Raw genomic sequence first — 22868 nt, forward strand, 5'->3', positions numbered from 1 at the left:
TGACTCAGTAGTAATTTACATAAATAGCAAGGAGTACGCCCATGTTAATACAGTTAAACCCAACTGGTGTATTAGATTTACTATCTCAGTTAGAGGTTGATTTATTAGAACAATCTTCTACCAGCGAACGTTATAAATTATTTAGAAATTGTGTGTTAGCGGTACTCAATGTAGGCAGCCACACAGACGAAAGTTCGCAAATATACGACAAGTATAAAGATTTTGATATTCGCTTGCTTAGCCGAGAGCGCGGTATAAAAATTGAACTTGAAAACCCTCCAAAAACAGCCTTTGTAGATGGTGAAATAATCACCGGTATACATGAACATATATTTTCAGTTATCCGCGATATTTTATTTATTTGTCAAAAGTACGAAAAAGACCTGCAAGAACAAAAAGCCATTACTCATATGGTGTTTGACATGCTCAGAAATGCGCATGCACTTCGTGTAAACAGCGAGCCTAATATGGTGGTTTGTTGGGGTGGACATTCAATAAACGAAACTGAGTACAAGTACACCAAACAAGTGGGTTATGAACTTGGCTTGCGTGGATTGAATATTTGTACTGGTTGTGGACCTGGGGCAATGAAAGGTCCAATGAAAGGTGCCACCATTGGCCACGCTAAACAACGTATTAAAAACAATCGTTATTTAGGGTTAACAGAACCCAGCATTATTGCAGCTGAACCCCCTAACCCAATAGTAAACGAACTCGTTATTTTGCCAGATATAGAAAAACGATTAGAAGCATTTATACGCACAGCTCATGCAATTATTATTTTTCCAGGTGGTGCAGGCACTGCCGAAGAACTATTGTATTTACTAGGGATTTTATTGCATCCAGATAACGAAAAGCAGTGTTTGCCCGTTATTTTAACAGGGCCAAAACAAAGTAAAGATTACTTTGAAAAACTCTGTGAATTTATTGAAATGACACTCGGCAAAGAAGCGTTAGACAAATTTGAAGTGATTATTGATGATCCGAGTTTAGTAGGTCAAAAGCTAAAATCTAAAATGGCCAATGTACGCGAGTATAGAAAAAGTGAAGGCGATGCGTATTACTTTAATTGGACACTTAAAATTGATCACGCTTTTCAGCAGCCTTTTGCACCCACACATGAAAATATGGCAAGCTTAGACTTACATTTGGATCAACCAAAACAACAGCTTGCAGCAAATTTACGACGTGCATTTTCAGGTATTGTTGCGGGTAATGTTAAAGATGAGGGTGTACGCGCTATTAAACAACATGGACCTTACACTCTCAGCGGCGAGCCTGCCTTAATGCAAGATATGGATGTACTTTTACAGGCTTTTGTTGATCAAGGTCGTATGAAACTTCCAGGTAGTAAGTATATTCCGTGTTATAGAATAAAAGCATGAGTCGTATAGTTTGAAACCCCATTTATTATTAATTGATGCGCTTAATTTAATTAGGCGTATTTACGCAGTTGATGCAAATCAAAAACATAACAACGAAGAGCAATTAGTGCTTACGTGCAGCGAGCGTGTAGCTCAAGCATGCAAAAAAATGCTTCGCATAACGGATGCAACACATGCTATTGCAGTATTTGATGGGGATAAAAGTTGGCGTTATCACTTTTATGAACATTACAAACACTCAAGAGCCCCAATGCCTGAAACGCTAAAAAGTGCGTTGCATCATTTTAAATCAGCAATAGAGGAAACCGGTATTGTTGTTTTTGAACCAATAAATGATGAAGCTGATGATATTATTGCTACCCTTGCTTGCAAAGCTGCTGATAATAAAATCACGAGTACTATCGTATCCACTGACAAGGGGTTTTTACCGTATTTAAACAGTGAAATACATATTTACGATTACTTTAAAAGGCAGCACTTAGATGAACCTGTAATACATGAACGCTTTGGGGTAGATAAGAATAAACTCGTCGACTTTTGGGCGCTTGCTGGCGATAAAACGAATGATATACCTGGTGTTAAAGGCGTTGGTATAAAATCAGCTCAACAGCTTGTTAATAATTACACCTCTATAAATGAAGCATTAAGTGATAAATTACTTAATTCAGGACTACGCAAAAAACTTGAAACCAATATGGATATGTACGTTATCTCCAAACAATTGGTTGGTTTAAGAACAGATATTAATTTAGGGTTTAGTTTAAAGCAGCTCAGACTTAATTAGTCGCAAGTAAATAGCGTGTATTTATATCAAAACGTATACTAATACCCGTGGTAGTATTTAAGGTAAATAGTGTTGAAAAAGTTTATACGGTATTTAATTTTAGGATTGGGGCTATATGCGCTCATTGCAACTTTGGTGATTGCTTTTTACAAAGACGATCCTCAAGCTATGATTTGGCAAGATCGAGAGTCATTTAACAAGCGCTACATTGAAAAACTTTCGCTAGATTCTCAAACGACACTCAATACCGTACTTGATTATCTTGGTAGCCCAGACCTAACATTTGCTAAGCGCGATAACAAACAAGTATTACAGATTATTTTTTATCGTACTCAACATATTACGTCAGACGGGATAACGACAATGGATGAATGCACAGGTTTATTATTTAAAAATGGCCAGCTCATTTTATGGGGACCTAGTGCGTACAGTAAATATCAGGAAGAAGTTAGGTGAAGGCATAATGGATGAGCCTCTTGCGAATCGTTTAAAGCAACTGCACGAAAATACGCAGCGTCTTTTAACCGGATATAATAACAAAGAGCATTGGCAAGCCTTATATCCTATGGCTTGTAAATTAGCTGAACAGTATAGAATCTTATACGAACACTGCCCTAATGCACTGTTGTCTAAATTAACGTTATTTAATTCCCACTTCAGCTACTCAACTAATTTAGTTATAAGCCAATGTGTAATTACCGCCGGATTATGCGCTAGCCAAAATTACGATAAAAAACTGACCGAACTTTATATTAGCACTGCGCTTGTGGAGCATATATGTGTTTGTTCGCAGTTAAATAAGCTAGCTGAACAGTCTAAATTTAGTGCCAATGATAAAAAAATTTGGCAGCTTCGCCACCAATTTGCAGCAAAAATAATGTTGAGCTGCGGCAATAGCGCAGCCCCTATTACACATATACTCGCAAAACTAAATAAATATAAGCAAGCCCTTGTAAACACGCCTAAAACAATGCTTTACGATGGTGGAATTACCCTTGTTGCATTAGCTAATATAATAGCAATGAATATAACTCATACCCCTGCTAAAAAGCACATAAGTTTTTATCAAGCTTTGGCCGATGTATATTTGCGCACGCCAAATATGTTTGCACAACATTTGGTTAAGTCTTACGTGGCCGACGTGGGACCCTTTTTAGCTGGTAGCCGAGTTATATATCAAGATCAAAGTATGGTTTATTTGGCGACCGACAAAAAAAACAGACACATTTTAGTTAACTCTGGAAATACACAGAAATTAGCTTGGTATAGAATAAAAGCGTCACTAAAAGACAATCCCAAACAATGGAAGTGTGCAGATAAAAAGCTTCAATACAGTGTATGGAGCAGTGAACATATTGCTATTAACGAGCAAAGCAGTTTAGATAAACCAAGCCAACTAATTAAGTTAATTAGTCAAATTAAAGTTAACCAAGAATATAGTTTTAAAGGTTTGAATAAAATAATGGGTCATCACCCTGAGATTGTTGCCCGAGTATGTGAAGCCGTAAAACCTTATAATAAAGAACATCAAGCAGCTAAAGATCTTCGCCATAGCTTGTCGATGGTTGGATACAATAATGCACCTGCGATTATTCAGCGCGTTGTATTTGAACAATTGGTGAATTCAACACCTCACCCTTTACAAAGGTTTATAGTAAATCGATTAGACAGCTTAGTAAAAATAATGGCTTTGTTGGTAACTCACAATAAGCAGTATCAATTTGAGCACATAACTTTACCTCTGTATGCATATACTCATTTTATATTAACCCAATGCAGTACTCACTTAACACGAAAAATAGCTATCGATGAAGTGCCTAACAAAACGCTAAGTTCACCATTTAGTGCATTTTTCGGTGTAGCAAGTATTAAAAATGAACACATCGAAGCATTGTTTTCACAATTACTGAGCGATAATGCTTGGGCAAACACGTTGTTACAGGCAGAGCAAACAGCAAAAAAACAGCTAACAAATGAGCATAAGCTATGGGTTGCTTTAAAAGTGATTGCACAACGGGTTTTCAAACCAGAACTAAAATTAACCCCATGGCAACAGCAAACTCTGAGTGAGCAACTAAAACTAAATGGCTGGAATGAAGAGCACACTTTTTACGAACAATTAGGAAATCTACAAATATATGACAATATTTAGTTTGGTTATTACCACTATAAATATAAGTTATACCCGTTATTTATTCTATAAACTGGCAAAATAAGTGGTTAATTGGTATAAATGCGCCCTTAAAATTTTCAACCATTCACATAAATGTCCTAACAAGCAGCTACTCTCTAAGAGTAATTATTTATGTGCACATCAAACTCTTTAAAGGAAAAGATAATGGCCAAACAAACCATCACAGTGATCAAAGGCGACGGCATCGGTCCTAGCATCATCGACTCAGCACTTGAAATACTAAAAGCCGCAGGATGCGATTTTGATTATGAATTTGTTGATGCTGGCCTAGCCGCTCTTGAGAAAACAGGTGAGTTACTTCCAAAAGAGACAATTGATACAATTGCTAAAAACAAAATTACACTTAAGGGTCCGTTAACTACGCCTGTAGGTGAAGGTTTTACGTCTATTAATGTAACACTACGCAAGCAATTTGGCTTATACGCAAACGTTCGCCCTGTAAAATCATTTGTGGGCACTAAAGCCCGTTACGATGATATTGATATCATCACTATTCGCGAAAACACACAAGGTATGTACTCAGGTGCTGGCCAAGTAGTGAGCGAAGACGGTAATGAAGCAGAAGCAAAGTCTGTAATAACGCGTGAAGGCGCTGAAAAAATTGTAACATTTGCTTATGAACTTGCGGTAAGAGAAGGCCGTAAAAAGGTAACAGCGGTTCACAAAGCAAATATTTTAAAATCTACGTCGGGCTTATTTTTAAAAGTTGCTCGTGAAGTAGCTGAACGTTACCCACAAATTGAATCAACAGAGATGATTGTTGATGCAACATGTATGAAGCTTGTAATGACACCAGAAGAGTTTGACGTTGTTGTAACGACTAACTTATTTGGTGACATTTTATCAGACCTATGTGCTGGCTTAGTAGGCGGTTTAGGTATGGCACCAGGTGCAAACATTGGTGAAGATGCTGCAATTTTTGAAGCTGTGCACGGTAGCGCGCCAGATATCGCAGGTAAAAACCTAGCTAATCCTACTTCGGTAATTTTAGCGTCTATTCAAATGCTAGAGCACTTAAATATGGGTGACACAGCAGAGCGTATACGCAGCGCCGTTGCTGATGTAATCAAATCAGGTGACCGCACTACACGTGATTTAGGTGGCAGCCACGGAACAACTGATTTCACACAATCAGTGATTGACCGTCTGTAATTTAATAGGACGTTCAAAAAAGCCAGCATTTTTGCTGGCTTTTTTATGCCATTTAAGGGCGTTTAAATCTAATTGAAATTAACAACATAAAAATTAATAACCCGCCAAGCGACCCTCCACTTGAGCTTGAACCGCTATTAGTTTGAGATTGTGCTACCGTTACGGATAAGTCATCACTAATAACCTCTCCCGTAATTGTGTCGGTAATAGTTAAAGTAACAGAGTAACTGCCAGCATTTTGATACGTATGACTTGGGTTTTGAACTTGAGAAAGCTCACTGCCGTCACCAAAATCCCAGCTATATGTATAATTTTTAAACCCACCTATCACATCAGCGTTAAATTGGACCGTTAAATTATTCGTTGAAAAACTGGTATTAACTGCGAGCGGAACATTGACGTTTACATTTACGTTTTGAGATACCGACATGCCTTGGTCGTCAGTCACTGTTAGCGACAATAAATAATCACCCGAATGTAAATAGTCATATGAAATGCTCTGTGATGCTAGCGAACTGCCATCGCCTAAATTCCACAAATAACTGTATGGTGCTAACCCTCCTGCAACTTCAGCTTTTGCCGTTAGTAGCCCTTGCGTTATTTCGTAATCAATTTCAGTAATACTCAGGGGTGCGACAATAATGACTGTTGTTGTTTCTATCTGCTCTTCTGCACCATTGCTTGCCGTAAATTTAACATCATAGCGTCCGTAACTCTCAAAAACGTGCGAAGGGGATAACTCAGAACTTGTTCTGCCGTCACCAAAATCCCAAGTAAACGTATCAGATGGCGAAAGCGTCAATCCGTTAACTGTAAAATTTGCTGTGAAATCTGAGAGTGAGTAACTAATGCCATCTGATGGCTCGTAATTTAATAATATTTCGATGCTTTGATTATCGCTTTCTTGGTTTGTGAGCGTAAAACCAAAGCCAACTTGTGGTAATTTAACACCCGATTCAGCTTGTTCTGCAAAGCCATAGTCCATCTCGTCACTAAAAGAGCTGATAGCAGATAAATCGTCATCTCCTAGCCCTGCTCGTTGAGCATAAAGGCTAAATGCGGCATCTCTTATTTGAATAGCGGTATTTGCTGGTGATTGCGTGCCTCCTTTATTGATAGTACGCTGATCTGCGTCAACGACCAATGCAAAACCACTACCGGGATGCTCAGTTGTATTGTTATCAGTGTGCGACTCATCGCTGTACCACAGTAATAACCCTGGCGAGTAACCTTCTTTTTGTAATCCACTATCTATACCCGAATAGTCACGCAACTGCAGGTAATAGTAAGATGGCATAGCAAATACATAACTCCCTACTTTTGCAAACCCGGATAAGGTCGTATTAGTTGGAGTTTCTGCGTTATTTTGCCAAATTAATGAACCATTTTGCTCAATGCGCATATCGTCAATAACAAAACCATAATAGTGCGTATTAGCGTCTGTTAAGTATTGTACTTGTAACTCTATTGTTTGCCCTGCATAAGCAGATAAATCAAACTGATGCGTTAAGTATCCGTTAGGAAGTTGTGCATCAGGATTTAAAAATGAATCACCTGTAATATAAGGACCAATATTGCCATAGTAAGGGTTAGTATGTTGCGTATAGTTACCCGCAATTGGCACACCATTAACCTTTATTTGAACTAAGTCATAATCTTGCTCAATGCTATAAAAAGCAACAAAGCTCAGCATAAGCGGCTCAGTAGTGCTTGGTAAATTAATGGTGTTCACTAAACGAGTATTAAGATTATCGCCGGTATTTGAGTAATATTGAAAAACGCCTTCTACCGGCGTTTTAAATTTTTCAAGCCTTGGTGGTAATGTGACCTTTACTTGGCTTTGTGATTTAGACGTACTTGATGCGTTATTAATCACTTGCACTGGGTTCGTAACAACCTCATTCATATTAAGGCTAAGCTGGTTTACCCAATTACCTTGGTAGCGTTTTTGAAGATACTCTAGCGCATATGGGCTAAACATTACTGGCTCAGACCCTCGTGATGAACCCGCCCACGTACCTGACGACATAACCGACCATGAAGCGACAGGCTCACCTACCGTATTAGACTGTAAATCGTATTCATCCTTTAAACCTAAATCGTGCCCAAACTCATGAACAACAACACCAATGGCGGCATCAATAGGGTTTATTGTGTAACCAAATAGCTTTATATCACTCCCAACAACTTCAGTTGGTTGACTATTTTCGTCTAAAACATAATAACGATGTGACCAAATTGCATCTGTTGATAAATACCCCCCGCCCGACTCCTCACCAATACTAGAATGAAAAATCATAACATGATCGATTATCCCATTTGGCTCGTCGGTAATACCATCACCGTCTATGTCATCAAGGTCGGTTAAATCATAATCAGCCAAATTAATATTAAATTGTGCAACCGCTTTTTCAACAGCTTCTTTTACAAGGCTCGGCGCATTTTTATCTCGGGTGGAGCCTAAACGTTCACCGTAAAATTTAGCGTTATTATTTGCAGTTACCCACCCGTAAACTTGCCCTTCAAAATTAAGGCTGTTGCCAGAAGCCGCCTTATAATAATCGGCCGCCGATAAAAGAACCTGTCCGTCAGGGCCTTCATAGCCGTTAGTGTTAAACAGCATCTGCTGGTAATGATCCGGGGAGTAGTCGCTATAAAACATATCAGTGTCTTGGGGAGTTAACTGGTTTTCGTCGTGCTTTAAATCAGGAAAATCAACTAAAATAGTTAATACTTTAACTGTATTAACTCTATCATCTGGGGTTAACTCCGCTGAAAAAATAGATTGTTGACTAGATAAGAGCCCCTTTTGTATTGAGTTATATGTCGATAAACGAGGTAGCTTACTAAACCCATTTTTTAACGCTACTTGCACAGGTGACTGGTTATTGATGTATTCATTGTAAGACGCTTCTAACTCATCGAAAGTTAAGTCTTCTTTTTTATTAAGCCAATACAAAATACGTTCTTTGTTGGTCACACCTACATCGTGCGGAGTAGATGTTTTAGCTACAGTTATAGTGCTAAACAACGCAGTAATAAGAGTAAGTAACGCTATTTTGTTCACTGTATATTCCTCAAACAATTTGTTAAGCACATCATACCTAATAACAACTATTTAAACATGTTATAAACCAGCTTAAAGTATACGTAAGCAATCTAAAATTGCTTAATACTAAAACAACAGCAAACAAAGCAAAAACAAGCGCACTGCATATTATCTCCCTAAAAACTTCAAATTAAACGCACAAAAAGCAACAAACCACTAAAAAACAATAAAAAACGAATTTAAAATGCAAAAAACAACATTCAAGGTTGACATAAACACTTAAAACACTTAAAAATAAACCCATATAAACTTTCACACCAAAGCAGTGTTTTGCTGAATAGAGTAAATAACTATGAAAACACAATTTAACCTTCTTGTCGTTCTCGTACTGGTCTTAGTAATAAGCCCAGCGGGGATTTATTAAAAGGTAATACTGCTTTTTAAAAACCCCCGCACCACGCGGGGGTTTTTTTATGCACAAAAAAAGCGCAGAGGAATGAGGATGAGCAAACAAGAGTATAATGGCTCTGAACTAGTCGTTCAGGCATTAAAAGAATTAAAGGTAAAATATATATTTGGCTACCCAGGTGGCTCAGTATTAGATTTATACGATGCACTTTTTCAACAAAATGATATTGAGCACATCTTAGTTAGGCATGAACAAGCAGCAACACACATGGCTGACGGTTATGCACGTGCTACTGGTGAGGTCGGTGTTGTTCTTGCTACCTCGGGCCCTGGTGCTACAAATTGTATAACCGGTATTGCAACTGCGTACATGGACTCAATTCCGATGGTTGTATTATCTGGGCAAGTACCTACTAGTTTAATTGGTGACGACGCCTTCCAAGAAACAGACATAGTTGGTTGCTCTCGACCAATTGTAAAACACAGCTTTAACTGCAGAAGTGCACAAGAAATACCTGCAATATTGGCAAAAGCATTTTATATTGCAAGCACTGGTCGCCCTGGGCCTGTTGTTGTTGAGCTACCAAAAGATATGCTTAACCCTGCTGTAAAATTTGAATATGACTTCCCTGCAACAACTGAACTCCGCACTTATAGCCCAAATACTAAAGGCCATTCAAAACAAATTAGAAAAGCAGTGGCCGCTATATTGGAAGCTAAAAAGCTAGTTATATATTCTGGGGGTGGCATTATCATCTCAAACACCTCAGAGCAATTAACACGCTTAGTAGAATCATTGAATGCACCTATTACCAACACTTTAATGGGTCTAGGTGGTATTTCAGGGGTTCACCCTAATTTTATCGGTATGCTCGGGATGCATGGCACGCTAGAGGCCAATAAAGCTATGGCAAATGCCGACGTTATATTGGCATTAGGCGCTCGCTTTGATGATCGGGTTACAAATAACGTTAAAAAGTTTTGCCCTAATGCGACTATTGTTCACGTAGATGTAGACCCTACCTCTATTTCTAAAACCATTAAAGCGCATATACCTGTTGTAGGTTGTTTAGACACTGTACTTAAACAGCTACAAGACGGCATAGACAAAAGCACAATTAAAATAGATCGCAGTGCACAAGAAGATTGGTGGCGACAAATTATTAGCTGGCGTGAACAAAAATGTTTGGGTTACAAACAAAGCCCTTCAGAAAAAATCAAGCCTCAAGCTGTCATTGAAGCGCTTTATAAAGCAACAGACGGCGAAGCATACATCAGCTCTGATGTAGGGCAGCATCAAATGTTTGCAGCACAGTATTACCCATTTAAATACCCTCGCCAATGGATCAATTCAGGCGGATTAGGCACTATGGGCTTTGGTTTACCGGCTGCCATGGGCGTTAAGCTCGCATTTCCTGATAAAGAGTCGGTGTGCGTAACTGGCGATGGTTCTATTCAAATGAACATTCAAGAGCTTTCTACGTGCTTGCAGTACAACTTAGCCGTTAAAGTCGTCTCTCTTAACAACCGCTCATTAGGAATGGTGCGCCAATGGCAAGATATGGTGTATGGCGGTCGTCATTCATCATCTTACATGGACTCACTACCTGACTTTATAAAATTAGTTGAAAGCTATGGCCACGTAGGCATTCAGGTAAACACACTTGAAGAGCTTCAACCCGCGATTGATAAAGCAATGAGCATAACAGATCGTCTAGTATTTTTAGACATACTTGTCGACGAAAAAGAACATGTGTACCCAATGCAAATTAAACTAGGTGGCATTGACGAAATGTGGTTACGTAAAGGAGTTAAAGCATAATGCGTCGTATTTTATCAATATTATTAGAAAACGAACCCGGTGCACTATCTCGTATTGTTGGACTATTTTCACAACGAGCATACAACATTGACAGCCTAACGGTAGGTACTACTGACGATCAGTCTTTATCGCGTATTACCATAACAACAATGGGTGATGACCGAATTGTTGAACAAATTACCAAGCAAGTGAACAAGCTCGTCGATGTATTAAAAATTATTGATTTAACAGAAATGAGCCACATTGAACGAGAACTACTCCTTGTAAAAGTATTTGCACAAGACGAAACAACGCGTGCTGCAGTTACTCGTGTAGTAGATGTGTTTAAAGGTGATATTTTAGATATGGGCCGTCAGAGTTACAGCTTACAACTTGTGAGCAGCACAGACAAAATAGAATCATTTTTAGATACGCTACGCCATGAAACAGATATTATAGAAGTTGTACGTTCAGGTGCAGTTGGAATTGGTAGAGGCGATAAAGCCTTAAAAGCATAACTTTACAAATACTGAGCCGTTACATTACGGCTTATTCAATACAAAAAAAAAGGGCTTATTAGCCCTTTTTCAATTAATTTGTAAAACCGATTATAGGTTTACTTGGTCTTTAAGACCTTTACCTGCTTTAAAGCTTGGGATAGTTGCCGCTGCGATTTGGATCTCAGCACCCGTTTGAGGGTTACGGCCTGTGCGTGCAGCACGTTCTTTAACTGAGAAAGTACCAAAACCAACTAATGCTACTGAATCACCTTCTTTAAGTGCAGAAGTTACAGCGCCAGTAAATGCGTCAAGAGCACGTGTAGCAGCGGCTTTAGAAATTTCCGCGTCAGTAGCAATTTTTTCAACTAATTGAGCTTTATTCATTGTTAGATTCCTATTCGTTATTATTTTGCCTTCGCAAAACCTATCTTTATGTATTTTTTAAAAGTTAGCAACAGCAAATTGCAATTTTTAGTTAAAATCTTATAAAACAGATAAATTTATATTAATTTCCGCCAAAATACAGCATCTTGTGTTAACAAAGACTTAATTTTTGTACAATTTTGGTGCATGTTAATCAGCATATAAAAACTATATTTTTTCGATAACTAAGGTCACTTCCCCGACCTCGACACCAAACTTAACAATAGATGTGCGGTTAATCAAGCGCGATTGTGTTACCAAGTACATCCAATCATCAAAATTAACTTCTAAAGTGCTTCCGTCATAAGGGAGTTCTACGTTGTAGTTCCAATGAAATACACTGCCATCACTTTTACCTTGTGCAACGCCAAGAACGTCTGCAGCAGTCCCTGTAAGGGTGTTATCGTCATTAAGGGTTATTTTCCAGATGCGTTTTTGTGTTTCACCATCATCATACACAAAGTCTTCTTCTATGACGCCCTGGTTGCCCTCCCACGTAGCGTTCATATCAACGACTAACTTACGGGTTAACTCACCTTTAAAGTCTTGCACTACGCCATATGCTTTTAATTTGCCGCTAAAGAAGGTTTTAAAGTCAAAATTGGGAGTTGTTTTACTGTAGTGTTCTACATTAGGCGCTGAGCAACTAACCAAAAAAAGTGCAAATACACACACAAAAATCGTTTTTAACGCGTTATTAATAATCATTTTAATTTCCTAATAGTTTTTTTCTTAAAGCTGGCTCTGACGTATTTTTACCTAACCAAATAGCTAAAAAATCACTTGAAAACGCAACATCATCAATTACGCCAACCTCGCTATCGTTATGCAAAAAAGTACTTTTGCCTTCTTTATCAGTTATCAGCGTTAACGAATCACCTTTACCTATGTTTGGCCAAATAGACAAAAGCACCTCATCGTACTTGCCGACTAGATTTTTTTTACCTATGTGCTCCCACTGCTCATTGGTTGCTTTAACTATATCTTTGGCGTCAAAATCACGTAAATAGGTCAGCTTAAATTTGACAGGGTGTTCACCCAAAGCATAATCGCCGGAAGGGGTATATAAGGTGGCGTCGTAAACATCCCAAAACAAGTATTCCATTCTACCCTCGCCCACTTTGCTAAATTCAACATTAGCAAAGGCAGAAGTAGACAATAAAAGACATAAAACAGCTGTCGTTATGATTGATTTCACAATTAAAGTCCTTCTTTAAATAAAAAATAGTAGGGTAAACTAATTTTAACTTGCTAAAATAATCGACTTAATTTTTTGGTTTATAAATACAATAAACGTAAAGGCTGCCGACCAAATAACACCGTAGGCTACCCAAAACTGCCATAGCGGTAAGCCTAAATTTATTACGTTAAAGCGCGCACCCGCCCAGTAGCTAGCTGGCGCAAAAATAAGACAGACAACAAATACCTGCCAGAGTCTTAATCGACTTAAAAAATGCATCGATGTGTTTAATGAAAGGAGCAAGGCGGCCCATAGAAGTACAAGCCAAATTGGAAAAGGATCAACTTTAAATGAAAGTAGACCAAGCTCCACCGCTATGTATTCAAGTAGCAAAGCAATAGGAAGGGCTTTTAGTAGCAATAATCCATCTTGTTTTTTTTGCTTTGACAAATAAAACATTAACCCAATGATGCCAGCGCTAAATAAAAGTGATTGTCCTTCAAGCAGTAATGATAAAAACCACACTGCTTGAAACAAGACAAAATTAATAAGCGAGTGCAATTTCATCTACATTGCTGCTAAAGCGAGGTTTGCGCGCCATTAAATGTACAGTACTGGTTGCACGCGTTCTAAATGCACCTTCACAGTACGCAAAATAAAATAACCACAACCTGTAAAAACGGTCATCAAATTTTGTGCGGTCTAGGTCAGGCCAACTTTGAATAAAGCGCTGACGCCAGTCAGCTAACGTTCGTGCGTAATGCGTTCCAATATCACTAACAGTATGGATAACCATATCGGTGTTATTTTTGATTTGCTCACTCATTTCGTTTAATGAGGGTAAACACCCACCAGGGAAAATATACTGTTGAATAAAATCTGAATTTTTAAGGTAATGTTTGTATCGCTGATCGCTTATGGTGATTGCTTGTATCAACATTGCGCCATCGTCTTTGAGTAACGAACCACACTGGGTAAAAAAGCTAGGTAAATATTCGTGGCCAACCGCTTCAATCATTTCAATCGAAACGAGTTTGTCGTATTTGCCCGTGAGTAGCCTGTAATCAAGCTTAAGAAGCGTAATTTTATTCTCTAAGCCTAACTCTTTAATTTTTTCTGCAACAAAGTCATGTTGCTCGTCAGATATTGTGGTAGTGGTCACGTGGCAGTCATAATGGGTTGCTGCGTAAATGGCAAATGCACCCCACCCAGTGCCAATTTCTATAACAGAATCGCCAGGTTGCAATTCTACTTGTTCACATATGCGCTTTAATTTGTACTGCTGCGCGTCTTCCAGACTGGCATCTTTTGATGGATAAACAGCGCACGAGTAAAGCATTTCTTTACTCAAAAACGATTCATATAAATCGTTACCTAAATCATAGTGAGCAACTATATTTTTTTTAGAGCCTGACTCAGAATTTTTATTTTTTATATGAGTTAGTCTGTGGGCAATGTTGCTGAAAAACGCAAATTTTTTCTCAAACTCGTCTAGCTGTTTTTCATTTATGGCAAATAACTCAATTAGTCGGGTTAAGTTGTCACAACTCCATTGACCTAAAATGTAAGACTCGCCTGCACCAACACTTCCAGATAATGCAAACGCCTTGTACATCGCTTTGTCGTGAATTGTTACCGTAACTTTTAAGTCGGATGATGCATCTCCAAAAACAAGCTGCAGATCTTCATCAATAACGGTGATTTGCCCTGTTTCTATTGAAGAAAAAGCTTTAAATACTAATTTTTTATAAAGCCCTGTAAACCAGCCTGTGTTTTGTTCGCAATTTAAGCTAGACACTTTTTCCATTAGAACACCTATATTATTTTTATTACTGCTTGTATGTAATTTGTGACTTTTAAGAATGACCTAAAAAAGGCACTCTTTTTATAAACAGCTTCAACGCTTGGTAATAAATACCTTTAAATATTGTCCACGTCATTGCTGGGAATCGTTTTAACAACTGACTCATTTCTTTTTCAGTCAGTTCTTTGCGGGTTAATCGAAGAGTAGCATCAAATAGCAATTCTCCATCCCGTTTATTTTCAATATGAATCAATGTTTTATCTTGCGTTAACCTAATTGTCCAATGATAGTTCATATCGAGGTTCATAAAAGGTGATACGGAAAAGACTTTTTTAAAGTTCACTTTTTTTTCTAGTGGTATCAAGTAGTAGTGTCGCTCATTCCATGGCGTATTACTAACTTCAGCCACCATGTACTTAAATTCGCTGTCGCTATGACCATAAAAGAAGAAGTTTACTGGGCTAAAGTAAATACCAAAGCAACGGAGCTGTCCAAGCATGTATACATGGTTAAAATTCTCAGTTACACCAAGCGATAATAACTGATGATTTGCACGTTCAATGATTGACGCATCATTATTGTGGGGCTTATTAACAAAGTAGTCTGATTCGTTAAACTTTAATGCTTTTGAACCAGACGTACCTAACCATTTATGCTTATTGTTCAATTCCTCTGGGTTGTTGAGATCAACCCACATCATATAAAGTGGATTACTAAAATGATGAGTCTTAACAGCAAAACGGCGATGCTTAACATCGCCTAAATAAACAGCACTAGTCAAATTCAACCCCTAACTGCCTTGCCACGTCTACACCACTGCGTACACCATCCTCATGAAAGCCGTTGTACCAATAGGCACCACAAAAATAACTATTATTTTGACCATCGATCGTTTGTTTAAGCCCTTGCGCAGCAATAGACTCTTTGTTGAAAACAGGGTGATGATAAGTGAATTCACGCAATATTTTGCTTTTATCTATCCCTTCAAGGTGGTTTAACGTAACGCAAAACTGCGTGTCTGATTGAATACCTTGCAATATATTCATCTGGTAGGTAACAACAGCTGCTTTGTCGGTATTGTTATTTAATAAATAATTCCAACTAGCCCAAGCGGCTTTTCTGTCAGGTAGTAAATTTGTATCTGTATGAAGTACTACTGAATTTTCAGTATAAGGAATTGCGCCAAGTACTGACTTTTCTTGGCTTGTTGCATCACCAAGTAGTTTGAGTGCTTGGTCTGAATGGCACGCAAAAATAACTTTGTCAAAAACGTGCTGCTCACCACTGGCAAGCTCAATGGTTACATCGTCATTTGCACGTGTTACCGATTTAATATCAGTGTTAAGCTTTATTCTGTCAGCAAACCCTTTAATTAATGGGTTTATGTATTCACGTGAACCACCAGGTACAACATACCATTGCGGCCTATTTGTGATATCTAAAAGGCCATGATTAAAGAAAAACTTTACAAAAAATTCTACGCCTACGTTTTCCATTTCTTTAATACTAGTAGACCAAATAGCTGCGCCCATAGGTAAAATATAATGATATTTAAAAAAGTCGTTAAACTGATTTTCATTAAGTAGCTGACCGAGTGTTTGCGATTGCTGATATTCGCCTTTTTCGTGTATGGCTTTACATAGTTTGTTAAATTTAACTATGTCAGATAACAAGCGCCAAAATTTAGGCCTAAAAATATTTCTTCTTTGTGCAAACAAACTGGTGAAGGTATGGCCATTGTACTCAAAGCCTGTTGCCTCATTATGAACACTGAAGCTCATTTGGGTTTCTTGCTTTTTTATACCAATACGCGCAAGTAACTTTTCAAAATAGGGGTAGGTTCGGTTATTAAAAACAATAAACCCGGTATCCACGGCGTAATTAACGCCCTTAACATCTACGTCAACAGTCGCAGTGTGCCCGCCAATGTAATCGTTTTTTTCAAATAAAGTGACATCGTAGTGTTTGTGAAGCAAATGCCCACATGTTAAACCTGATACACCAGTTCCTATTATTGCTATTTTTTTCAACGGGTTAATCCTTTTGCTATTTTAAGCCAAAGCGGTAAAGGCAATATCCGCAATGCTTTTAATATAAGCGTAAAGCGATACGGAAAGTGTACCTCTTTACGTCGTTTGTTTATTCCTTTGATCATATAATCTGCCGCTTCTTCAGCGGTCACTGCCATAGGCATGGGAAAATCATTTTTTTCGGTCAGAGGCGTTTTTACAAACCCTGGGTGAACTAACGTGACATCCACATCCATCAAATCAACGGCTAGGCTTTTAGCTAAATAACTTACGCCCGCTTTAGACGCCCCATAAGCCTCGGAGCGTGGTAACGGTAAGTATGTAACGCTTGAGCTAACAATAACTAATTGACCGCCGCTTTTAACTTTAGGGAGTAATGCTTCTAAGCAGTAGCCAACCGAAAGTAAATTTGCATTAATTACGCGCTCAAACAAAGCACTGTCAAAGTTTTTTGCGTCGTCTATGTATTCACAATTGCCCGCATTAAGAATTACTCGGTCAAAGTGTGGGTATCCAATGGTTGCTTCTTTAATATCTTTTAGGCTTGTTGCATCAAACTTACAACTTTCTATGTTGTTATGTTTTGAAAGCTCAGCTAGTTTTTCTGTATTACGTCCACATGCAATAACGGTGTCGCCCATTTGTGCATATTTAATAGCTAGTTGTTCGCCAATGCCTGACGTTGCGCCTGTAATTAAGGTAACCATAATTAGCCCGCCCTCTTATCAATGTAACTAACTACACTACCTAGAATTGGAATATGCTTGTAAAGTAGTTCGCCAACGTTGAAATAATCACGATGCTTAACAATTTTATCATTATCAAAAGTTAGTTTACTGTGCCCCTGCACAGATATGGTTTTACCAGAAGCCAGTTTGGGATGTGAATAATGCATTGTCCAATAAACAAATGCATTGTTGTTGATACCAAACGAATCCGTTATATCAAATTGACAATGCTTAACATTGCTATATAAATTTGCAAAATAGTCACGCAAACTTTCAATGCCGTTAATTTCGTGCATCGGATCAATAAATTGAATATTGTCGGCATAAATGTCACTTAATAAGTCCAAATTAGAGCTATTAAGTTGCTGGTAAATATCAACAAATTTATCTACTGGTAACTGGTTATCCATATCATACCTTAAATGCAGCGAGCGCACGTTCACGTGCAGCTTTGTGATCAACAATTGCTGGCCAGTAACATTCACTTCCCTTGCCCGTTGCAGCTAAGTAGGTATGCGGAAAATGAATGTGTTTATCTGGCACATTTTCAAGCTCAGGCAAATACTTACGTATAAACTTACCTGTTGGATCAAAGCGCTCACTTTGGGTAATAGGGTTGAAAATCCTAAAATAAGGTTGTGCATCACACCCTGTGCTTGCAGCCCACTGCCAGCCACCATTGTTAGAAGCTAAATCGCCATCAATGAGGTGCTGCATAAAAAAGCGCTCACCTTCACGCCAGTCAATTAATAGGTGTTTAGTTAAAAAGCTGGCCACTACCATTCTTAAACGGTTATGCATCCACCCGGTTTGCTTTAGCTGTAACATAGCTGCGTCTACGAGTGGGTAACCAGTTCGACCTTCGCACCACGCATTAAATTCTTTTTCACTTTTTCGCCATTTAACAGGATTGTATTTCTCGTTAAAGTTTTCACCACGAGAGAGCTTCGGGTACTCTGCAATAAGATGCCTGTAAAACTCTCGCCAAATAAGCTCGTTAACCCACGTGAATGTTTTACTTTTTGATGTAGTCAGAATGTCGGGGTAACGTTGCTGTATATTAATTAGCAACTGCTTTGGGCTAATAATGCCCAGCGCTAAATACGGGCTCAAACCCGATGTACCTTTAATACTGGGGATGTCACGCTGATCGTCGTAGCTTGTTAACTTATCGCAAATAAAATTATCAACAACGGTTAAAAGCGTTTCATCATCAACGGGCCATTTATCCGAACTACCATCGCTTTCAAGGTGCTGGCTTTTTTCAATTTTTATAGGGTTTTGTTCTAGTGGCCATTGCGCCAAGCTAAAGTGAGTATCTTGATACTGTTTTAACCATGCGCGTTTAAATGGTGTGAATACTTTATACATTTCATTACTTTGGTTTTTAATGCTACCAACAGGCGCAATTAAATCTCCTTCGTATAATGTAAAAGTAATGGAACGTTTGTCACACTGTGCTAAAACAGCTTTGTCTCGATTTACTTCGTTAAGCTCATATTCTGTATTAGCAATAATATGCTGAATATTATAAGTTTCACAAAACGAAAGTAGCTCAGATTCACAATCACTAAAGTTAGGAGCGTTTATTACATTAAGCGCTATGCCGAAGTTGGCAAGTTGCTCCTGCAAATAAGTTACACGTCGCTTTAGTAAATCAATTTGTATTGGCGCTGCTTGGTGCTGTTGCCACTGCTTTTCGCAAACAAAAAAAATGGCGTGTTTAGCGCCATTATTTAGCGCTTCTATTAACGCTTCATTCGAAAAAAGGCGCAAATCGCGCCTAAACCAAAATAATGTATTCATTAAATACCAAATCGTAGTTTTAAATCATGAGGATAGGGATTAAAAAACACCTGTTTTTCTAGGTACTCTTTAGGGTGAACCTTTAGATGGTGTTTAAGTAAAGTAAGAGGCACATAAAGCGGCACTAAACCAGAGCGATACTCGTCTATTGCTTCACGCAGTTCTTGCTTTTCAACCTTAGCGAGGTCTTTTTTAAAGTAACCTTGTAAATGCATTAAGGTATTACAGTTATTACGACGAGATGCAGGTTTTTTAAGACCTGTCATTAAACCTAAAATGTATTCATCGGCCAACGTGTTTATATCATCACCCGTGTAGGTTCCAAGTAACTTACCAAGCTCTCGATAAGCTTGGTAGTTGTGTGCCATTAATAAATACTTATGCTTAGCATGAAACTGCGTTAGGTGATGAACACTAAATGGTTCTTTTACAAGCTGCTGCCAGCTGTTTAAAACGTACACGCGCATTACAAAATTTTCACGAAGGTGTATGTCGTTTAACCTACCATTTTCCTCGCAAGGCAAAAGTGGATTGTGCTTCATAATTTGTTCTGCAAAAAAACCAACGCCCTCTGAGGTGTTACCCGTCCCAGCCTCGTTGTATATTTTTATACGCTCCATGCCACAACTTGGGCTTTTGGCACAAAATACAAAACCACTCAACTCTTTAGCTTGCTCAGTAGCAACCTTTTTACCGTACTCGGTTAACTTCGGTCCAACGTCACCAGAGCCATCAGGGCGGCAAACTTTAATTGTGTCACCAACTCGAACTTGGCGAATTGTAGGTCGAGGAATTGGTAAGCCAACCGCAACCTCAGGACAAAAGCGAGTGTATTCAACATGCTTTGCAAGTTCGTCCATACAAAAGTTTGACCTTTTGTGACCTGTATCAAATCTAACTTTCTCGCCTGCTAAGCAGGCGCTTATACCTATTTTTATTGTAGTTTTTTGCATGTAATCTCTTAGTAGATTAAATTACCAATTGGATTCAGTAATTTACTTAGCCCTTTATTAAAATGTAGCGCACTGCTCACAACTGTAAAGCATAAACACCCATCTTTTGTTATTGGCGTGTGTTGATGACGACCATCTTGCCAAATAAAGTCACCTGGCACGTAGTGTCCGTCTTCATCACAAAACTCACCGTCAAGTAATAGGGTTATTTCAAAACCTGTGTGAGTATGTTCAGGAATTTCACCGCCCGCATCTATGTGCAGTAAACTTGAACGTAATGCACCATCGTCTAGTGCTACACGTGAACGGGCTAATTTGCCAACTTGAGTAAACTTGCTGTGCGAAATACGAGTCAGAGCACGAGGAAGTTGGTAATTGTGATCATTTACACTTACTTTAACTGGCTCTACTTCATACACTTCGTCTATAGAATCGTCCGCAGTAATTAAGTCGAGCACATTCATATCAAACTCTTCAAGCAACTGAGATTGATTATTAACTGGTTCCTCAAAAGCTTCGGTGTCTTCACTGAACAAAGCATCTGCATTGCTTGCTTCTATTTTTGCTACTTTTTCTTGGCAAACAGGACACATATCTACATGTATCGAAACTGCAAGGCTCAAAGAGGCACTTAACGACGCTGAACAATACTCTGTAAGTAGTGTTTCACTCGGGTGATGTTTAATCATGCTGATCTCCCATTTCATTACGTAATTTCTGCAAGGCTAAACGTAATCGTGATTTTACCGTGCCTACTGGAATGTTAAGTTGTTGAGCTAATTGCTCTTGCGACATATCTTGAAAGTAAACACCACGAACAACTTCACGTTGAGCGATAGGCAATTTATCAAGGTAGCGTTTAATTTGTTTGTCTTCTAAATGGTCAGTGTATTCGTGATTTGTGTCTTCAGAATCATTAATTAAAGGCCAAATGTCTTCGCTGATGTTTTCTTCTTTATTGCTCTTCATTTTACGAAGCATATCAAATGACGCATTACGCATTACTGTATAAACCCAGGTAGTCGCAGCACCCTTATCGCTGTTATATAAGTGTGCTTTACGCCATACAGACGTTAATGTTTCTTGTACAAGCTCCATGGCTTGTGCTTCCACACCAAATTGCTTTATTCCAAAGCGTTTAATTTTTGGTGAAAAGTATTCAAATAAATAGGCAAATGCTTTTTTATCTCGGTCTTGTGCAACCGACAGTAATGCTTGCATAAGTTCAGAACTAGGCGTTTCTGGCATGGCAGTATACTTACCTGTATTAGGTTCACAACGAGTTGACTGTTGTTGACTTACCATAGTAATTAATCCCATTATTGTTTTGATAAAGGTAATACGTGCAATAAATGGTACGAGATCACATTATTTAGGCAAATTCGTTATTAATTACAGTATGGAGGAAATTAAGTAAGTTATCAAAGTTAGTTTCGAACGCAAGTTGTTGTTTTTTCTCGATCGAAATAGGTAACAACTCAAGCCAACGGGCGGCTATCCAAGCTAAATTATTAAAGTTAGTTGTTTTGTAAAGTAGGTTAAGTTCAGGGTTACCATAAAAAACATTACGCAATGCGTCATGCAATAAAAAATGCTCACCCACTTGTTTGCTTTTATCGCTATACCAGTAAGGCGTTTTGCAATCAGATATTAAACCATGGCGAAGTTCTTCTTCGTCTTGGTAAACATCATTTATTTGAACACTTTTAGACGCAAAAACATCAATAAGCAGCACGTCATTATCGTCTTGGTCAAAGTCGATTATATCAACCAAGCATCCTTGGGCGCTAATGTTAAAAGGTGTGTCATGCTCAAACGTACATAGCACAAACCCCGTGTTATTTTTTAATGCGGTTTTAACCATGTTTAAATAACGAGGTTCAAAAATACGCAAACGCGTATAACCTTCAGGTAAAATAAAAATGGGTAATGGGAAAATCGCACGTTTCATAAAGTCTACTTCTATCAATAACACTGCCTTTATTTACGTGCGTTTTTACTAAGTCGATCAGCTTTAAGTAAACCGAATTAATTGCATCATACTTAACTGGTTAAATATTAAGCCACCCACCCATACTCTTTAATGCTTGTACAGATACATACGCAGTTATAATACTCACTACGGGTGCCAACATAAGTGCAAATAATCCAAGTTCGGTACTCATCGCCTTATTCCTTTAAGTTGCTTATTTTACGTTATTAACTGCAGGGGCTTTACTTTCTGCCGCTTCATTACTCACTAAATCAGCAGGCTCAATTAACGTTTCCAGTGTTAATTTTGTATCAAAATAAAGTGTTTCTTTTATAGATTTTTCAAGCTCAATGGTGGTTTGCTTAATGTAGGTAGTAACACTGTTTGTTAAAATATCAGTTACATCTAGGTCCACTTCTGTCGCGTTTACTTGCGAAGAACCTAATACTAATAAACTAGCCATAGCGATTTTAATTGAATGTTTCATAATGGTATTCCTTGTTTGTGTATTGTTTAGACGTAGTTATATACTCAAGGGTTGTGCCAAGATGAAAATAAAGTTTAAATCGCTGATATTAATAAAGTTTTAATGAACTGGTTAATTTGTTGAAATTCAGGAAAGGTTAATTTAACCACGTAATTTTATTTTTTAGCCACTTTTTAGTTAAAAAATAAATAGGGGTATGCTTAATTTTTTTA

At 38.2% G+C, this 22868-nt stretch carries 23 protein-coding genes; 7 read left to right on the forward strand and 16 right to left on the reverse strand.

Going from position 1 to position 22868, the window contains the following annotated elements; genetic code table 11:
• Positions 1-41: 41 nt before the first annotated feature.
• The 5 genes from ppnN (at position 42) to ACFI34_RS08665 (ending at position 5515) form a co-directional block, all read left to right on the forward strand.
• The gene (gene ppnN / locus ACFI34_RS08645) at positions 42-1385 is read left to right on the forward strand and encodes a nucleotide 5'-monophosphate nucleosidase PpnN (RefSeq protein ID WP_462673190.1); all 1344 of its coding nucleotides are present in this window, start codon (positions 42-44) and stop codon (positions 1383-1385) included.
• 10 nt (positions 1386-1395) lie between these two features.
• A complete protein-coding gene (xni, locus tag ACFI34_RS08650; protein WP_462673191.1) occupies positions 1396-2169 on the forward strand; it encodes a flap endonuclease Xni in 774 nt (257 codons plus the stop codon).
• Between the two features lie 69 nt (positions 2170-2238).
• Complete coding sequence (locus tag ACFI34_RS08655; protein ID WP_462673192.1) at positions 2239-2625, forward strand: DUF3192 domain-containing protein; 387 nt, start codon at positions 2239-2241, stop codon at positions 2623-2625.
• 7 nt (positions 2626-2632) lie between these two features.
• A complete protein-coding gene (locus ACFI34_RS08660; protein WP_462673239.1) occupies positions 2633-4321 on the forward strand; it encodes a hypothetical protein in 1689 nt (562 codons plus the stop codon).
• Positions 4322-4507: 186 nt separating this feature from the next.
• Positions 4508-5515 carry an isocitrate dehydrogenase gene (locus tag ACFI34_RS08665; protein WP_462673193.1) on the forward strand — a complete coding sequence of 336 codons (1008 nt, stop codon included), beginning with the start codon at positions 4508-4510 and terminating at the stop codon, positions 5513-5515.
• A 52-nt stretch (positions 5516-5567) separates the two neighbouring features.
• Here ACFI34_RS08665 and ACFI34_RS08670 read toward each other — a convergent pair whose 3' ends face one another.
• Positions 5568-8582 (reverse strand): immune inhibitor A domain-containing protein, encoded by a 3015-nt coding sequence (locus ACFI34_RS08670; RefSeq protein ID WP_462673194.1) that lies wholly within the window; start codon positions 8580-8582, stop codon positions 5568-5570.
• A gap of 484 nt (positions 8583-9066) precedes the next feature.
• Between ACFI34_RS08670 and ACFI34_RS08675 the strand changes: the two genes are divergently transcribed.
• Complete coding sequence (locus ACFI34_RS08675; RefSeq protein WP_462673195.1) at positions 9067-10794, forward strand: acetolactate synthase 3 large subunit; 1728 nt, start codon at positions 9067-9069, stop codon at positions 10792-10794.
• Complete coding sequence (ilvN, locus tag ACFI34_RS08680; protein ID WP_006793425.1) at positions 10794-11291, forward strand: acetolactate synthase small subunit; 498 nt, start codon at positions 10794-10796, stop codon at positions 11289-11291. The genes ACFI34_RS08675 and ilvN overlap by 1 nt, the downstream gene beginning before the upstream one ends.
• Positions 11292-11381: 90 nt before the next feature.
• On the opposite strand, the gene ACFI34_RS08685 is transcribed toward ilvN, so the two are convergent.
• From ACFI34_RS08685 to ACFI34_RS08755, 15 genes are all read right to left on the reverse strand, one after another.
• The gene (locus ACFI34_RS08685; RefSeq protein WP_006793424.1) at positions 11382-11657 is read right to left on the reverse strand and encodes an HU family DNA-binding protein; all 276 of its coding nucleotides are present in this window, start codon (positions 11655-11657) and stop codon (positions 11382-11384) included.
• Positions 11658-11864: 207 nt separating this feature from the next.
• Positions 11865-12404 carry a DUF3833 domain-containing protein gene (locus ACFI34_RS08690; protein WP_006793423.1) on the reverse strand — a complete coding sequence of 180 codons (540 nt, stop codon included), beginning with the start codon at positions 12402-12404 and terminating at the stop codon, positions 11865-11867.
• Between the two features lies 1 nt (position 12405).
• On the reverse strand, positions 12406-12801 hold the full coding sequence (locus tag ACFI34_RS08695; RefSeq protein ID WP_008129192.1) for a chalcone isomerase family protein: 396 nt from the start codon (positions 12799-12801) through the stop codon (positions 12406-12408).
• A 138-nt stretch (positions 12802-12939) separates the two neighbouring features.
• A complete protein-coding gene (locus ACFI34_RS08700) occupies positions 12940-13443 on the reverse strand; it encodes a DUF2878 domain-containing protein (RefSeq protein ID WP_462673196.1) in 504 nt (167 codons plus the stop codon).
• Positions 13421-14683: a class I SAM-dependent methyltransferase gene (locus ACFI34_RS08705; protein WP_462673197.1), complete on the reverse strand. Its 1263-nt coding sequence runs from the start codon at positions 14681-14683 to the stop codon at positions 13421-13423. Before ACFI34_RS08705 ends, ACFI34_RS08700 begins: the two co-directional genes overlap by 23 nt.
• A gap of 49 nt (positions 14684-14732) precedes the next feature.
• The gene (locus tag ACFI34_RS08710) at positions 14733-15461 is read right to left on the reverse strand and encodes a DUF1365 domain-containing protein (protein ID WP_462673198.1); all 729 of its coding nucleotides are present in this window, start codon (positions 15459-15461) and stop codon (positions 14733-14735) included.
• Entirely contained in the window at positions 15454-16710 is a 1257-nt protein-coding gene (locus ACFI34_RS08715) for an NAD(P)/FAD-dependent oxidoreductase (RefSeq protein ID WP_006794852.1), read from the reverse strand. The genes ACFI34_RS08710 and ACFI34_RS08715 overlap by 8 nt, the downstream gene beginning before the upstream one ends.
• Positions 16707-17417, reverse strand: coding sequence for an SDR family NAD(P)-dependent oxidoreductase (locus tag ACFI34_RS08720; RefSeq protein ID WP_008129197.1), 711 nt, complete (start codon positions 17415-17417; stop codon positions 16707-16709). The genes ACFI34_RS08715 and ACFI34_RS08720 overlap by 4 nt, the downstream gene beginning before the upstream one ends.
• 2 nt (positions 17418-17419) lie before the next feature.
• A complete protein-coding gene (locus tag ACFI34_RS08725) occupies positions 17420-17848 on the reverse strand; it encodes a nuclear transport factor 2 family protein (RefSeq protein WP_138739698.1) in 429 nt (142 codons plus the stop codon).
• A gap of 1 nt (position 17849) precedes the next feature.
• Entirely contained in the window at positions 17850-19244 is a 1395-nt protein-coding gene (phrB, locus tag ACFI34_RS08730; protein ID WP_462673199.1) for a deoxyribodipyrimidine photo-lyase, read from the reverse strand.
• On the reverse strand, positions 19244-20197 hold the full coding sequence (locus ACFI34_RS08735) for a YbgA family protein (protein ID WP_462673200.1): 954 nt from the start codon (positions 20195-20197) through the stop codon (positions 19244-19246). The genes phrB and ACFI34_RS08735 overlap by 1 nt, the downstream gene beginning before the upstream one ends.
• 8 nt (positions 20198-20205) lie before the next feature.
• Entirely contained in the window at positions 20206-20886 is a 681-nt protein-coding gene (locus tag ACFI34_RS08740) for a ChrR family anti-sigma-E factor (protein ID WP_462673201.1), read from the reverse strand.
• Positions 20879-21502 carry a sigma-70 family RNA polymerase sigma factor gene (locus tag ACFI34_RS08745; protein ID WP_008129206.1) on the reverse strand — a complete coding sequence of 208 codons (624 nt, stop codon included), beginning with the start codon at positions 21500-21502 and terminating at the stop codon, positions 20879-20881. The genes ACFI34_RS08740 and ACFI34_RS08745 overlap by 8 nt, the downstream gene beginning before the upstream one ends.
• Before the next feature lie 67 nt (positions 21503-21569).
• On the reverse strand, positions 21570-22148 hold the full coding sequence (locus tag ACFI34_RS08750; RefSeq protein ID WP_462673202.1) for an LON peptidase substrate-binding domain-containing protein: 579 nt from the start codon (positions 22146-22148) through the stop codon (positions 21570-21572).
• Positions 22149-22383: 235 nt separating this feature from the next.
• Positions 22384-22656, reverse strand: a complete 273-nt coding sequence (locus tag ACFI34_RS08755; RefSeq protein WP_462673203.1) for a hypothetical protein — start codon at positions 22654-22656, stop codon at positions 22384-22386.
• Positions 22657-22868 lie beyond the last annotated feature (212 nt).

The sequence above is a fragment of the Pseudoalteromonas sp. PSi26 genome (assembly GCF_054960575.1).

Coding starts and splice junctions, on each gene's coding strand:
- ppnN (WP_462673190.1), top strand. CDS start 42: ATGTTAATACAGTTAAACCCAACTGGTGTATTAGATTTACTATCTCAG.
- ACFI34_RS08660 (WP_462673239.1), top strand. CDS start 2,633: ATGGATGAGCCTCTTGCGAATCGTTTAAAGCAACTGCACGAAAATACG.
- ACFI34_RS08665 (WP_462673193.1), top strand. CDS start 4,508: ATGGCCAAACAAACCATCACAGTGATCAAAGGCGACGGCATCGGTCCT.
- ACFI34_RS08675 (WP_462673195.1), top strand. CDS start 9,067: ATGAGCAAACAAGAGTATAATGGCTCTGAACTAGTCGTTCAGGCATTA.
- ilvN (WP_006793425.1), top strand. CDS start 10,794: ATGCGTCGTATTTTATCAATATTATTAGAAAACGAACCCGGTGCACTA.
- ACFI34_RS08685 (WP_006793424.1), bottom strand. CDS start 11,657: ATGAATAAAGCTCAATTAGTTGAAAAAATTGCTACTGACGCGGAAATT.
- ACFI34_RS08690 (WP_006793423.1), bottom strand. CDS start 12,404: ATGATTATTAATAACGCGTTAAAAACGATTTTTGTGTGTGTATTTGCA.
- ACFI34_RS08695 (WP_008129192.1), bottom strand. CDS start 12,801: ATGGAATACTTGTTTTGGGATGTTTACGACGCCACCTTATATACCCCT.
- ACFI34_RS08700 (WP_462673196.1), bottom strand. CDS start 13,443: ATGAAATTGCACTCGCTTATTAATTTTGTCTTGTTTCAAGCAGTGTGG.
- ACFI34_RS08705 (WP_462673197.1), bottom strand. CDS start 14,683: ATGGAAAAAGTGTCTAGCTTAAATTGCGAACAAAACACAGGCTGGTTT.
- ACFI34_RS08720 (WP_008129197.1), bottom strand. CDS start 17,417: ATGGTTACCTTAATTACAGGCGCAACGTCAGGCATTGGCGAACAACTA.
- ACFI34_RS08725 (WP_138739698.1), bottom strand. CDS start 17,848: ATGGATAACCAGTTACCAGTAGATAAATTTGTTGATATTTACCAGCAA.
- phrB (WP_462673199.1), bottom strand. CDS start 19,244: ATGAATACATTATTTTGGTTTAGGCGCGATTTGCGCCTTTTTTCGAAT.
- ACFI34_RS08735 (WP_462673200.1), bottom strand. CDS start 20,197: ATGCAAAAAACTACAATAAAAATAGGTATAAGCGCCTGCTTAGCAGGC.
- ACFI34_RS08740 (WP_462673201.1), bottom strand. CDS start 20,886: ATGATTAAACATCACCCGAGTGAAACACTACTTACAGAGTATTGTTCA.
- ACFI34_RS08745 (WP_008129206.1), bottom strand. CDS start 21,502: ATGGTAAGTCAACAACAGTCAACTCGTTGTGAACCTAATACAGGTAAG.
- ACFI34_RS08750 (WP_462673202.1), bottom strand. CDS start 22,148: ATGAAACGTGCGATTTTCCCATTACCCATTTTTATTTTACCTGAAGGT.
- ACFI34_RS08755 (WP_462673203.1), bottom strand. CDS start 22,656: ATGAAACATTCAATTAAAATCGCTATGGCTAGTTTATTAGTATTAGGT.